The sequence below is a fragment of the Winogradskyella sp. genome (genome assembly GCF_045105575.1).
GTDB lineage: Bacteria > Bacteroidota > Bacteroidia > Flavobacteriales > Flavobacteriaceae > Winogradskyella.
Genome location: NZ_JBGCDQ010000048.1, coordinates 113,062 through 125,500 on the forward strand (window position 1 = coordinate 113,062; position 12,439 = coordinate 125,500).

At 34.0% G+C, this 12,439-nt stretch carries 11 protein-coding genes; 10 read left to right on the forward strand and 1 reads right to left on the reverse strand.

Translation table 11 applies throughout. The features are described 5' to 3' along the window. Positions 1-104 precede the first annotated feature (104 nt). The 6 genes from AB8B52_RS12040 to AB8B52_RS12065 all read left to right on the forward strand — a co-directional run bounded on the left by AB8B52_RS12040 (position 105) and on the right by AB8B52_RS12065 (position 6,366). Positions 105-2,654, forward strand: a complete 2,550-nt coding sequence (locus tag AB8B52_RS12040; protein WP_406028441.1) for a DUF559 domain-containing protein — start codon at positions 105-107, stop codon at positions 2,652-2,654. A gap of 10 nt (positions 2,655-2,664) precedes the next feature. After that, positions 2,665-3,501 (forward strand): DUF6671 family protein, encoded by an 837-nt coding sequence (locus tag AB8B52_RS12045; protein WP_406028489.1) that lies wholly within the window; start codon positions 2,665-2,667, stop codon positions 3,499-3,501. Positions 3,502-3,540: 39 nt separating this feature from the next. Further along, a complete protein-coding gene (locus AB8B52_RS12050) occupies positions 3,541-4,161 on the forward strand; it encodes a hypothetical protein (RefSeq protein WP_406028443.1) in 621 nt (206 codons plus the stop codon). An 87-nt stretch (positions 4,162-4,248) separates the two neighbouring features. After that, positions 4,249-4,761 carry a hypothetical protein gene (locus AB8B52_RS12055; RefSeq protein ID WP_406028445.1) on the forward strand — a complete coding sequence of 171 codons (513 nt, stop codon included), beginning with the start codon at positions 4,249-4,251 and terminating at the stop codon, positions 4,759-4,761. A gap of 81 nt (positions 4,762-4,842) precedes the next feature. Continuing rightward, entirely contained in the window at positions 4,843-5,148 is a 306-nt protein-coding gene (locus tag AB8B52_RS12060; protein WP_406028447.1) for a hypothetical protein, read from the forward strand. A 33-nt stretch (positions 5,149-5,181) separates the two neighbouring features. Then, positions 5,182-6,366: a tRNA modification GTPase gene (locus AB8B52_RS12065; protein WP_406028449.1), complete on the forward strand. Its 1,185-nt coding sequence runs from the start codon at positions 5,182-5,184 to the stop codon at positions 6,364-6,366. A gap of 164 nt (positions 6,367-6,530) precedes the next feature. Here AB8B52_RS12065 and AB8B52_RS12070 read toward each other — a convergent pair whose 3' ends face one another. Next, on the reverse strand, positions 6,531-7,745 hold the full coding sequence (locus AB8B52_RS12070) for a peroxiredoxin family protein (protein ID WP_406028491.1): 1,215 nt from the start codon (positions 7,743-7,745) through the stop codon (positions 6,531-6,533). A gap of 198 nt (positions 7,746-7,943) precedes the next feature. Between AB8B52_RS12070 and pheT the strand changes: the two genes are divergently transcribed. From pheT to AB8B52_RS12090, 4 genes are all read left to right on the forward strand, one after another. After that, positions 7,944-10,370, forward strand: coding sequence for a phenylalanine--tRNA ligase subunit beta (gene pheT, locus AB8B52_RS12075; RefSeq protein WP_406028451.1), 2,427 nt, complete (start codon positions 7,944-7,946; stop codon positions 10,368-10,370). 146 nt (positions 10,371-10,516) lie between these two features. Next, entirely contained in the window at positions 10,517-11,017 is a 501-nt protein-coding gene (gene tpx, locus AB8B52_RS12080) for a thiol peroxidase (protein ID WP_406028453.1), read from the forward strand. A gap of 39 nt (positions 11,018-11,056) precedes the next feature. Then, complete coding sequence (locus tag AB8B52_RS12085; RefSeq protein ID WP_406028455.1) at positions 11,057-11,422, forward strand: diacylglycerol kinase; 366 nt, start codon at positions 11,057-11,059, stop codon at positions 11,420-11,422. Positions 11,423-11,611: 189 nt separating this feature from the next. Continuing rightward, the gene (locus AB8B52_RS12090) at positions 11,612-12,385 is read left to right on the forward strand and encodes a M15 family metallopeptidase (protein ID WP_406028457.1); all 774 of its coding nucleotides are present in this window, start codon (positions 11,612-11,614) and stop codon (positions 12,383-12,385) included. Positions 12,386-12,439 lie beyond the last annotated feature (54 nt).

The following is a 12,439-nucleotide window of genomic DNA, read 5'->3' on the forward strand; positions in this document are numbered from 1 at the left end:
ACAACAACTAAATTCTATAAAATAGCTTTTTCACATTGTTTATGATTTCTATGTTACTAAAACTAGTTCCATATAAATCGTAGGAATTAATTAAATTCGCATCTATGAGTGTGAATTTACAAACTCCTGTCGATTACCTAAAAGGTGTAGGTCCTAACAGAGCAGATTTATTGCGCTCAGAGTTGGGTATTAAGACCTATCAAGACCTTTTAAATCTTTTTCCGAATCGTTATATTGATCGTACCAAATACTACAAAATCAATGAGTTACAGCGCAATAATGCTGACGTTCAAATTATTGGAAAAATAACAGGTTTTAGAGAAATCGCTCAAAAACGTGGCAAACGTCTGGTTGCTGATTTTAGGGATGATACCGGAATTATGGAGTTGGTTTGGTTTCGTGGACAGAAATGGATGCGCGAAAACCTTAAAGTGGGTCAGACTTATATTATTTTCGGAAAGGCGAATTGGTTTAATGGCAAATTCAGTATGCCACACCCAGAAATTGAAGCCCAATCTAACCACGAGAGCAATCTGCGCTCAGCGATGCAAGCCATCTATCCTTCTACCGAAAAACTATCAAATAGAGGTGTCACCAATAAAGTAGTGACCAATGCAATGCAGCAATTATTTTTGGAAACTAATGGTCGATTTGTTGAAACCTTGCCAGATTCAATTATGAGGGAATTGAAATTAATTTCAAAACCCGATGCGCTTTTTAATATCCATTTTCCGAAGACTCCTGAGCTATTGGCAAAGGCACAATTCCGACTTAAATTTGAAGAATTATTTTACATTCAACTACAATTAATTATTAAAAACCTCATCCATAAATCTAAAATAAAAGGTTTCACTTTCGATAAAGTAGGAGACTATTTCAATAGTTTTTATAAAGACCATTTACCCTTCGAATTAACCAATGCACAGAAACGCGTTTTAAAAGAAATCCGGCAAGATTTAGGAAGCAACGCACAGATGAATCGGCTTTTACAAGGAGATGTTGGTTCTGGGAAGACCATAGTCGCCTTTATGTCAATATTAATGGGACTTGACAATGGTTTTCAATGTTGCTTAATGGCTCCGACTGCCATTCTGTCAACACAACACTACCATGGATTAAGTGATTTATGCAAACCACTAGATATCAGCGTATCATTACTAATTGGATCAACTAAAACTTCAGAACGAAAAATAATTCATGAAAATCTCGAAAACGGCAATTTACAACTCTTAATTGGCACACATGCACTCCTTGAAGATAAGGTGAAATTTAAGAATTTAGGACTCGCAATTATTGACGAACAGCACCGTTTTGGAGTGGCGCAACGGAGTAAATTATGGCATAAAAGCGCACCACAAAGCCCATCTCAATCTTCCCAGGGGGAAGAAGCAAAAACCGTACTTGACCGATACAGAACTGCTCGCCCTTCTAGCTATCAACTAATGAAAGCATTTCAACAAGAAAATAAAAAAAATAGCACCGAAGCGGAGCGTATTTTATGGGAATGCTTAAGAGCAAAAAAGCTTAATTATAAGTTTAGACGACAACACATCATAGATGAATTTATTGTCGATTTTGTAAATCTTGAAAAAAACTTAGTCATTGAGGTCGATGGTGGTTATCATAACAGCATGCAGCAAACAGAAATCGATGAAGTGAGAACACTCATTTTAAGAGATCTTGGTTTTAAAGTAATTCGTTTTACTAATGAACAAGTCATTGGTAATATCGATAATGTACTCAGCCAAATAGAAACGAAATTAAAAAGCCTCCCCTCTGGGGAGGTTGGTGGGGCTTTTATTCCTCCACATATTCTTGTAATGACCGCTACTCCAATTCCCAGAACCTTAGCCATGTCCGTTTATGGAGACTTGGATATCTCTGTAATTGATGAATTACCAGCTGGTAGAAAACCTATAAAAACAGTTCATCGCTATGATAGCAACCGACTGAAAGTTTTCAAATTTATGAAAGATGAAATCGCTTTAGGTCGACAAGTTTATATCGTATATCCTTTAATTCAGGAAAGTGAAAAAATGGATTATAAAGATTTAATGGACGGTTATGAAAGTGTCTCTCGTGAATTTCCTATGCCAGAATATCAAATTTCTATTGTTCATGGCCAAATGAAACCTACTGATAAGGAATTTGAAATGCAACGCTTTGTGAAAGGCGAAACGCAAATTATGGTGGCCACAACGGTTATTGAAGTTGGTGTAAATGTTCCAAATGCTTCGGTAATGATTATTGAGAGCGCAGAACGTTTTGGCTTATCGCAATTACATCAATTACGCGGGCGTGTTGGTCGTGGTGCAGAACAAAGTTATTGTATTTTAATGACTAGCCATAAGCTTAGTGAAAATAGCCGAACACGTCTAGAAACCATGGTGCGTAGTAGTGATGGCTTCGAAATTGCCGAAGTGGATTTAAAACTACGTGGACCTGGCGACATTATGGGCACTCAACAAAGTGGTATTTTAAACCTACGTATTGCAGATATTGTAAAGGATAAAGATATTTTACAAGAAGCGCGTCACCGAGCTAAAGCTATTTTGAAAGCTGATCCAAGCTTGGCAGCTCCTGAACACAAAGTGATCCTGAATACGTATAGACAAATGAGTAAGTATCGTAATATTTGGAATTATATCAGTTAAATCTATGAAATTGTTTGAAGGAAGACGTTTAATCATCGCTACAAAGCATAAAAAAGAAACAGTTATTGCACCACTTTTAGAGGAAGCACTTGGTGCTAACTGTTTTGTAGACGAAACATTTGACACAGATATATTAGGTACATTTTCTGGCGAAGTAGAACGCCAACAAGATCCAATTGCCACAGCCAGATTAAAATGTTTAAAAGCCATGGAACTTAATAAGTGTGATTTAGGCATTGCCAGCGAAGGCTCTTTTGGATCTCATCCGTCTATGGCATTTGCAAGTGCCGACGATGAATTTCTAATGTTTATTGATAAAAAAAATGATTTAGAAATCATTGCTAGGGAACTCAGCACAGACACCAACTTTAACGGCAAACCAATTAAAACCGAAAAAGAACTACTTGATTTTGCCGAATTAGCTAAATTTCCAACACATGCGCTTATTTTAAAAAAATCGAAAGACGATATTACCGATATGGCTAAAGGCATTATGAATTTTGATACTTTAAAAAGCGTATTTCAAAATTTACAAGATCAATATGGCTCTGTATTTGTAGAAACGGATATGCGCGCCATGCACAATCCATCTCGAATGCTTGTGATAGAGGCTGCTACTAAAAAATTAATTGCTAAAATTAAATCGACTTGTCCAGAGTGCGAAACACCTGGTTTTGGTGTCACTGATTTAAAAAAAGGATTGCCATGCGACCTTTGCGGTATGCCTACACAATCGACTTTGAGTCTGATTAAGACCTGTAAAAAATGTAAATTCACTAAGGAAGAATTATATCCTAATGATAAAAAAGTTGAAGACCCAATGTATTGCGATTTCTGTAATCCTTAATAAAAGAATGTTATTCCCTTTACTAACTAAAATAAACTTATGCCTAAAACACTAACACACTACTGCCTCTATGCCATATTAATCTTACCTTTATTTTCCCTCGGCCAATCAAAACCGAACACCGACTATATCGTTCTCACGGCAGGCGACACACTTTACGGAACCGTTGACTATTTGGATGAACGTGGCACGAACCCTAAATTTTACAAAAAAATTCGATTTACAAATAGTGAAGGAAAACGAAAAAAATATAGGCAGCACAACGTATTAGCCTTTAAATCTGGTCATAAAGCGTTTGAAGCGTTTTGGTTAAGCAATCGTTCAGAAAGAATTGTGCTTTTTAATCCTATTTACAGAATTGATACTCAAAAAGGCAGCCATGAATTTTTAAGAGTGATGCATAAAGGAAATTTAAGCTACTATGAACTAGAATGGTGGGATCAAGGTGAAGCAGGCATTAATGGCATGGCATTATTAAAAAAAACTAAGGACTCATTTTTTATTAGAGCAGACCAAGGTCTATTTGGACTCAATCGAAAAGCTTTAGCCAATTACTTTAAAGATTGTCCAGAACTCGCTACCCAAATAACAACAAAAACTATAAAGAAAGTTTGGGACATTCTGGATTTTTATAACTTAGAGTGTGGTATTACGAATTAAACAAATATATTGAGCACTTTATTATTAAATTAAGTCATCAAAGACACGGTTTTTACATTATCTAATTTTAATTTTCACCAACTAATTATGAAGCACATTATCCTTACACTAGTCATAATATCATTTTTCAACTCTAGTTTTGCCCAAAATGATATCGAAATTAATTACTCTAACGATAAAGACGTTTTACTCAACGGTCAAATACTGACGAAAGACACCAATTTAGAAACTATTACTTCTATTCTAGGAGAACCCATTATTTATAAAACATATGTGACCGGAAAAATAAATTACCACTATCCTAAACTTGGACTTTCAGTTCATTTTGTAAATGAAAATCTTCTATTTATTGGAGCTAACTATAATTGGGATGGAGATAAAAATTTTCCTGAAACAACGTTTACAGGAAAAATGAAGATAGGCGAAGTATCGTTCGATGTAGACTCCAAAAGTTCTCAATTATCAGAAATCAAAGTTGTAAAAATAACATGTTTGATGCCTGAACTATGTATGTCTAATCCGAAAGAAGAAAAAGAGGCTATTATTATTGGTTTTAAAGATGAAAAATTAACGCAAATAGGTATTGAGTTTAAACAATAAATAACTAACCAATACTCCCAAAAGCGTTTCGTTCTGAATTTACAAAAAAACATGCAGTCTTAATAAAACCTATTTAAACAAATGACGCTAATCGACTTTATAATTGGTGGCTTGTTAGCCAATGCCATGCCACATTTAATTTTCGGACTTACCAAAACCCATTTTCTGGGTCTGTTTGGTTATAGCCCAAAAGGAAATATTACTTATGCTGTGATTCAATTTGTGTTGTGCATTATTCTATTTTGTTACAATTATGGCTATGAAGCGCTTTTAGAGAACGGATTTCTTATTGGTGCTGTTGCGGTCCTTGTACTTTACTTTATTTTTGGAAAAATTTTGGTTGGATTTTATGGAAAACGAGATAAGACTGACATTAAACTCAACTAAACAGAAAAAAAATAGCCTTAAAAAAATCAAAGAATGAAAAAACTCAACATCCTGTTTGCTATTATTAGTGTTTTTTATTTAACAAACAGTAATTCACAAATCACTTACGACGCAGGTTACTACATCAACAACGCTGACGAAAAAGTTAACTGCTTCATAAAAAATATAGATTGGAAAAACAACCCAACAGAATTTGATTATAAGCTTACTGAAGCCTCCGAAAAGAAAACCTTAACAATCTCCTCAGTTAAGGAATTTGGAATAAACGCTATTTCAAAATACGTTAGAGCAACTGTCAATATAGACAGGTCTAGTAATAAAAAGAATAACTTAAGCACAGAAAGAAAACCGCTATTTAATGAAGAACAGATTTTTTTAAAGGTTTTAATTGAGGGTAATGCGCATTTATATGCCTATGAAGACAAAAGTGTGACGCGCTATTTTTATCAAAAAAGTGATAATACTAAAATTGAGCAACTCATTTTTAAAAAATATAAAATACAACAAAACAAAATAAACACAAACAACACATTTAGAAATCAATTGAACAGTGATTTAAAATGTAATTCAATCGTAGAAAGTGATTTAAAAAACCTGAATTACAACAAAAAAGAACTGCTGCGTTTCTTCACCAAATACAATAGCTGTACAAACGGAGAAATTGAAAATTTTGAGGAGAAATCAAAATCTGATTTATTTAATCTCAACATTAGGCCAGGAATTTCTAATGCATCACTGTCTATAGCAAATGACTTCTCTAACTTTAGAAATACGGATTATGATAATAAATTAAATTTCAGACTTGGCTTAGAGTTAGAATTTGTAATGCCGTTTAACAGAAATAAGTGGGCCGTAATCATTGAACCTACCTACCAATACTATAAAGCAGATAAGGTAATCCCAAATCAAATTAATACTGCTGTAGATTACCAATCTATTGAGTTACCTATTGGGATAAGACACTATCTCTTTTTAAACAAAAGTTCTAAGTTCTTCGTAAATGGGGCGTTCATTTATGATTTTGATTTAGATTCAAACGTAAGAACTTTAGATGTAAGTTCAAGACTTAATGTCGCTATAGGATTAGGTTATAATTACAACAATAAATATAGCATTGAATTTAGATACCATACCAATAGAGATTTACTAGCGGATTATATTGCATGGAGATCAGAGTATAAGACTATGTCGTTAATATTTGGGTACTCTATTTTTTAAGAGATGTAACTCTCGTAAATCACAGATCTAAAACTTGAGTTTTGAACATCTGACAAAGAAAACTTTATGCTAATGCTAAGATCAAAGTAGTATACTTTCTAAGTATAAAAGTCGTCGTTACTAATTGTTTTAATTACATTTAAAACTAAGTGCGTAAACAAATCTCACTCATTCAACAACAACTCTACAAACATTTCAAATTCGCTAACAAACTCAGCATACTTTTCACCCGTAGCAGGTCCATTAAAACCTGTGTGAATCTTTCTTACCTTCCCTGTCTTATCTATAAAAATGGATGTTGGGTACGATAAAACATGATTTAACATTGGTAATTTTTCTTGCGCTTTCACCTTGTCCGAATCACCATATTGCGCCAATAATACAGGATAAGAAATATCTAGTTTTTCGCGAAGCCTAGCAATACTCTTAAATGCTTTTTGTTCAGTTTTTGCATACTCAAAAGCCAAGGCTACAATTTCAAAATCTTCATCTTTATAGGTGTCGTAAAATTTGGTATAGTATTTACTTTCATCCAAACAATTAGGACACCAAGTTCCCATAATCTGAACAATTACAACTTTATTCTTAAAACGGTCATCACTTAAGGAGATCATATTTCCGTTTTCGTCTGGAAACGTAAATTCCAAACTGTCGTAACCTTCTTTTAAAAACGTAAGATCATCAGCACTTGGCAACTCATAATTAGCATTTCTTTTGGCGGCAAAAGGCTCTTTCCAATGGTTTCCTGAATAGAATTGTCCTTCCATAGTAGAATCTGTGACTTTCGCTGTGAATAGAAAGGCATGTGCTCCATCAAACGTAGAGAGTTTCATTTCGTTGCCATCCATAACGCCTTCCAGATAGCGGTAATCACCAGTTGTAGTTCTAAACGTTCCTGTAACCTTCTCTCCTATTTGCTTAAAAACACCCTTAGCGATATAGGCATCACCTTCAACATCCTTACTAAAAACAGTTTCCCAAATACCTGAAACATCTTGTGTTGGTTTCGATTGCGTTTCAAAGCGTTTATCATTTTCAAACTCAGCAGAAAATGGCACGATGTGATCTAAACTTTCTTTAATGAAACTACCTTTTAAATTATCGCCTTCAAAAGTTGCAGCGATGTAGCCTTCAAAAACAGGTGTTGCAATAAAAATAGAATCATTTCGGTACACTACCTCATCGACTTCAATCTCTTCTTCTGCGTTATAAATTTTCAAGCTTGTTGGAGATAACACTTCAAAAACAAATGGTAGTTCTTTATCGTCTTGCACCTCTAAAACAGCTCTATAAGTTCCTGTTTTAAGTTGTTGCACTTCAGTTTCACCTTTACAATTGAGAAGGATTAAAGGAATTAAACAACTAAGTAAGTATCTCATCATCATTAGACTTTTATTTTTCAAAATTCGGCAATTGAAGTCATTTTTCGCCATTAAAAGCCAAAAACAAATCAATAGAACGTTTTGGTCGTCTAAAATCTCAAAAATTACAGGCTAAAAATCTATTTTAAATTTTATGGCTTCACACTTTATTCCGAATGAAGTATTATTATCTTTGTGGCTTCATTAAAAGAGACTATGAAGATATCATACAACTGGCTTAAGCAGTTTATAAAAATAGATTGGGACGCTGAGAAAACTGGCGAATTATTAACTGATCTTGGTTTAGAAATAGAAGGTATTGACACTTACCAATCCGTTAAAGGTGGACTAAAGGGTATTGTTATTGGTGAGGTTTTAACTTGCATACAACATCCTAATGCGGACCGTTTAAAAATAACCACCGTAAATATCGGTGAAGACGCTCCATTACAAATTGTTTGTGGTGCTCCTAATGTGGCTGCTGGGCAAAAAGTACCTGTAGCAACTATTGGCACTACCTTATATACTGCTGAAGGCGAAGCTTGGAAAATTAAGAAAGGGAAAATTCGTGGTGAGGAAAGTCATGGTATGATTTGCGCAGAAGACGAACTGGGTCTCGGCGAATCGCACGACGGTATTATGGTGTTAGATCCTAAAGTGAAAATAGGTGCACTTGCTTCAGAATTATTTAAAGTTGAAAATGATCAGGTTTTTGAAATTGGCTTAACACCAAACAGAGCAGATGCTATGAGCCATTATGGTGTAGCACGAGACCTTAAAGCAGGTTTGTTGCAAAAAGAAATTTCATTAGAGCTTATCACTCCTTCGGTAAGTTCGTATCATGTGGATGCCAGAGCACTTAAAATAGATGTTGATGTCAAAGATATCGAAAAAGCACCGCGTTATTGCGGTGTAACGATTTCTGGCTTAAAGGTTGAAAGTTCTCCGACTTGGTTGCAAAACCGTTTAAAATCTATCGGTTTATCTCCAATTAACACTGTTGTCGATGCTACAAATTATGTCTTACATGAATTGGGACAACCCTTACATGCCTTTGATGCTGATAAAATTGCAGACCGAAAAATAGAAGTAAAAACCTGCAAAACTGGCACAAAATTCACCACTTTAGATGGTGTTGTGCGCGAATTACATGAAGACGATTTAATGATTTGCGATGCCGAAAAACCAATGTGTATTGCTGGTATTTTTGGTGGTATTGATTCTGGTGTTACAGATAGCACAACGCGTATCTTCTTAGAAAGTGCTTATTTTAATCCTGTGACTGTGCGAAAAACAGCAAAGCGTCATGGTTTAAATACCGATGCTTCCTTTAGATTTGAAAGAGGTATTGATCCTAACCTTACCGAATACGCGCTAAAACGTGCGGCTTTACTTATTATGGATATTGCAGGCGGTGAAATTACAAGTGATATTGTTGATGCTTATCCAAAAAAAATAAAGGATTTTGAAGTCAGGCTAAGTTTTGATAACGCCAAAAAGTTAATAGGTGAAGAAATTCCAAAAGAAACCATAAAAAGCATTTTATCGTCTTTAGAGATTAAAGTGAATAACGTTACGGAAGCTGGTTTAGGTTTAACAGTGCCAGCTTATAGAAACGATGTACAGCGTGAAGCTGATATTATCGAAGAAATCCTTAGAGTTTACGGTTATAATAATATTGCAACCACTACGAAATTGAATGCTTCAATTTCTAATTCGTCGCGTTTTGAAGATTACAAACTTCAGAATATCATTGGCAATCAATTGGCTTCACAAGGGTTCTTTGAGATTATGGCGAATTCATTAACCTCACCAAAATATATTACATTTAGTGATGACTTAAATGAAAGTCATAATATAAAAATGCTTAATCCGTTAAGTAACGATTTGGAAGTGATGCGTCAATCCTTATTGTTTTCAGGTTTAGAGGCTGTAGCACATAACGTCAACAGAAAGCGTGATGATTTAAAATTGTTTGAATTCGGAAAAACCTATCATCAATATGCCGAAGAACGAGAAGAACATAAACATTTATCTCTTTTTGTAACAGGAAATAAAACAGAAGAACGTTGGAATGCCATCTCTAGTCCAAGTGATTTTTTCTACTTAAAAGGAACCATTGAAGGTGTTTTGGAACGTTTAGGGCTTTCGCGCTTAAGATCTAAACCTAATACATCTGATGTTTTAAGTGAAGGCTTAAGTTTTTCCATAGGAAAGAAAAAAATCGTTGATTTTGGTTTGGTTAAAAAATCAATCCTGAAACACTTTGGTATTTCTCAAAATGTCTTATTTGCAGATTTTAACTGGGATAACGTTTTAGAAATGGCACAACATAATAAAATTAAGTTTAGTGCCATCGCCAAATACCCAGAAGTGAGGCGTGATTTTGCTTTACTGTTAGATCATAGCGTCACCTTTGAAGATATAGACACTATTGCCAAACAAACCGAAAAGCAACTGCTTAAAAGCGTGAATTTATTTGATGTTTACGAAGGTAAGAAATTACCAGCTGGCAAAAAGAGTTATGCGGTTAGTTTCATTTTGCAAGATGACAACAAAACTTTAAATGATAAGCAAATTGATAAAATAATGTCTAAGCTGCAATCTAATTTTGAAAGTAAGCTTGGCGCAGAATTAAGGTAATTCTATAAAACTTTACGTAACATTAGTACCTAGCAATTTTTAAGAAGATCGTTATTATCGACAATGGTATCCAATCATTTATAGTTTCTTTAATACTTATACATTTAAATCTTTCTATTTTTAACACTTATTAAAAACATAAAAAAATGGCAAACGTAACTTTAGGAGGTACTCCAGTAACAACAGTAGGAAATTTACCAGAAGTTGGTAATAAAGCACCAAATTTTAAACTCACAGGTACTGATTTGGCTGATAAATCTAATAGTGATTTTGACGGTCGTAGATTAGTATTAAATATTTTTCCAAGTGTAGATACAGGCACTTGTGCAACATCAATAAGAACCTTTAACGAAAAAGCAAGTCAATTAGAAAATACAAGCGTATTGTGCATTTCTAAAGATTTACCATTCGCAATGGCGCGCTTTTGTGGTGCGGAAGGTATTGAAAATGTAGAGAGTTTCTCGGACTATAAAACAGGTCAATTTGGAGATGATTATGGTCTAACATTTACTTCAGGTGCATTTGAAACCTTATTATCTAGATGCATTGTAGTTATTGATACAGACGGAACCGTTTTACACACAGAACAGGTAACAGAAATCGCTGATGAACCAAATTATGATGCAGCATTAAATGCTCTGAAATAAGAGATTATATTCAAACGTTCTGAAACGAATTCAGAATACATGAAAAAAAAAGAATCTTTTTTAGAAAACAGAATTAAAAGTTTAGGCTTTGCTTTTAAAGGCATGCTGATACTTATTAAAACCGAAGCCAGCATAAAAGTGCAATTGTTTGTAGCAATTGTCATTACTATTGTTGGCTTCTATTTTGATATTTCTAGGATAGAATGGATGGTTCAATGGGTAATCATAGGCTTAGTAATGAGTTTGGAAGGCATGAATACTGCTATAGAATATATTGCTGATTTTATTCATCCAGAATATCATAAAAAAATTGGTTTAATTAAAGATGTAGCAGCAGGCGCTGTTTTTATCGCAGCCATGGTCTCGGTTATTATTGCTTGTCTCATATACATTCCTAAATTTTAAATTATATAAGGACGGACTTAACGAACGAATTATATGCGACCCTATAAAAATCTAACTATTTTTTAGAACGAAAAGTAAATTCTAAGCTTTTAAATTTTATCCTTGTTTCCATACCAAAACCATTAGGATAAACGTTTCATATTTGTATTTTTGTTGAAGACAACATCAATCCTTCAGTTACCTCTTATAATGAAACTCTTTATTGCTCTATTTTCCTTGGTTTTGATGTTATTGAACTGTAAAGACAGCTCTAAAACCGTTAGTCTAAAAACGATAGCAAAAGGCGAAGTAGACATCGTAAAGGTTGAACAAAAGCCGATTACCAGCATATCAGAAACTTTGGTTCTAGGAAAATTTGACTACAAAACAGATAGTACATTTGTAAAAGTGAGCCCTGAGCATTCTACAAAAACAATATACCTTAATCAACACGTTTATGATGCCTTTTTACAAATGCATCAAGCCGCACAAAATGATGGTATCGATTTAATTATTTTATCAGGCACCAGAAATTTTAAAGAACAAAAAACGATTTGGGAACGTAAATGGCAGACCTATTCTGAACTAGAACCTTTGCATCGTGCTCAAAAAATTTTAGAATACAGTGCTATGCCAAGTTCATCTCGTCATCATTGGGGAACAGATTTAGACCTAAATAGTTTAAGTAATTCGTATTTTAGCAGCGGTAAAGGCAAAACTATTTACAACTGGCTAAATACAAATGCAAATGATTATGGCTTTTATCAGGTTTATATCAATAAAAATGATGGTAGAACAGGTTATAATCTCGAAAAATGGCATTGGTCCTATTTACCCTTGGCAAGTGATTATTTAGATTTTTACAACGCACATATTAAAGTCACGGACATAACTGGTTTTAAAGGTGCAGTATTAGCGGAAGAATTAAACATTATTACAAATTATGTAAATGGTATTGCTGAAAAAGCAAAATCGTATAAATAAAATTGATATTTCCTTTAAATAGGAATGAGATACCGAAAATGAATTCGGCATAAC

What these genes read in the sequence shown, in the direction of transcription:
- AB8B52_RS12040 (WP_406028441.1), top strand. Translation starts at nt 105, where the DNA reads ATGAGTGTGAATTTACAAACTCCTGTCGATTACCTAAAAGGTGTAGGT.
- AB8B52_RS12050 (WP_406028443.1), top strand. Translation starts at nt 3,541, where the DNA reads ATGCCTAAAACACTAACACACTACTGCCTCTATGCCATATTAATCTTA.
- AB8B52_RS12055 (WP_406028445.1), top strand. Translation starts at nt 4,249, where the DNA reads ATGAAGCACATTATCCTTACACTAGTCATAATATCATTTTTCAACTCT.
- AB8B52_RS12060 (WP_406028447.1), top strand. Translation starts at nt 4,843, where the DNA reads ATGACGCTAATCGACTTTATAATTGGTGGCTTGTTAGCCAATGCCATG.
- AB8B52_RS12065 (WP_406028449.1), top strand. Translation starts at nt 5,182, where the DNA reads ATGAAAAAACTCAACATCCTGTTTGCTATTATTAGTGTTTTTTATTTA.
- AB8B52_RS12070 (WP_406028491.1), bottom strand. Translation starts at nt 7,745, where the DNA reads ATGAGATACTTACTTAGTTGTTTAATTCCTTTAATCCTTCTCAATTGT.
- pheT (WP_406028451.1), top strand. Translation starts at nt 7,944, where the DNA reads ATGAAGATATCATACAACTGGCTTAAGCAGTTTATAAAAATAGATTGG.
- tpx (WP_406028453.1), top strand. Translation starts at nt 10,517, where the DNA reads ATGGCAAACGTAACTTTAGGAGGTACTCCAGTAACAACAGTAGGAAAT.
- AB8B52_RS12085 (WP_406028455.1), top strand. Translation starts at nt 11,057, where the DNA reads ATGAAAAAAAAAGAATCTTTTTTAGAAAACAGAATTAAAAGTTTAGGC.
- AB8B52_RS12090 (WP_406028457.1), top strand. Translation starts at nt 11,612, where the DNA reads ATGAAACTCTTTATTGCTCTATTTTCCTTGGTTTTGATGTTATTGAAC.